Origin of the sequence: Ruminobacter amylophilus, from assembly GCF_900115655.1 — a bacterium.
GTDB lineage: Bacteria > Pseudomonadota > Gammaproteobacteria > Enterobacterales > Succinivibrionaceae > Ruminobacter > Ruminobacter amylophilus.
Genome location: NZ_FOXF01000116.1, coordinates 1 through 1083, shown reverse-complemented (window position 1 = coordinate 1083; position 1083 = coordinate 1). Strand labels below are relative to the sequence as shown.

Below are 1083 nucleotides of genomic sequence, written 5' to 3'. Positions count from 1 at the left end.
ATAAAGTATCCGCGTGAATCTCCGAATACCTTCGGTTCTAAAATCTTTACTTCCTTAATCTCTGTATCTATTACGTTCATCATTAATTTCCCAATCATGTGTTATCTTTTTTTCTCGGCAAGTGACAGCAGATATCTGCCATAGTCATTCTTTTTAAGAAGTGCAGCCTGCTGAAGCAGTCTTTCTTTTGTGATGTATCCTTTTCTGAATGCTATTTCTTCAGGACTGCCGATGAGACAGTTCTGTCTTTTCTGCAGAGTCTTGATGTATTCTCCTGCTTCAAGCAGTGAATCATGGGTTCCTGTATCCAGCCAGGCTATTCCACGACCGAATATCTGAACCTTCAGCATCTGTTTTTCCAAATAAATCTTGTTGAGATCAGTGATTTCAAGTTCTCCTCTGGCAGAAGGCTCAACCATCTTGGCGTACTCCACAACATTGTTGTCATAGAAATACAGTCCGGTTACGGCATAGTCAGACTTAGGATGTTCAGGTTTCTCTTCCAGAGACAGCACGTTTCCGTGTTTGTCAAATTCAACAACACCGTATCTTTCAGGATCAGCAACCTTATATCCAAACACACAGGCTCCATCTTTAATACCGGCACATTCATTCAGAATTCTTCCTAAGCCCTGTCCGTGGTAGATGTTATCTCCGAGAATAAGACATACACTGTCTTTTCCGATAAACTGTTCACCTATTAAAAAAGCCTGTACAAGACCTTCAGGTTTCGGCTGTACCGCATACCTGATTCTTATCCCGAACTGAGAACCGTCCTTAAGCAGAGTTCCGTAACTGTATGAATCTTCAGGAGTGGTTATAATCAGAATATCCCGTATGCCTGCAAGCATCAGCGTTGCCAGAGGATAATAAATCATCGGCTTGTCATATACCGGAAGAAGCTGCTTGTTGCATCCAAGTGTTATAGGGTACAGTCTGGTTCCTGAACCGCCTGCGAGAATAATGCCTTTCATTCAAATCACCTCTAACCTGTAACTACTGAAGATAATATTCAATGTTGTTATCAATCTCGGACTTCCAGTCACTGGCAGAGATATTGAAAACACTCTTTATTCTGCTTAA

The 1083-nt window shown here is 41.5% G+C and carries 1 protein-coding gene; it reads right to left on the bottom strand.

Features of this window, described 5'->3' with window-relative positions:
- Window positions 1–101: 101 nt before the first annotated feature.
- Window positions 102–974, bottom strand: coding sequence for a glucose-1-phosphate thymidylyltransferase RfbA (gene rfbA / locus BMY80_RS12005; protein WP_093143976.1), 873 nt, complete (start codon window positions 972–974; stop codon window positions 102–104).
- Between the last annotated feature and the right edge of the window lie 109 nt (window positions 975–1083).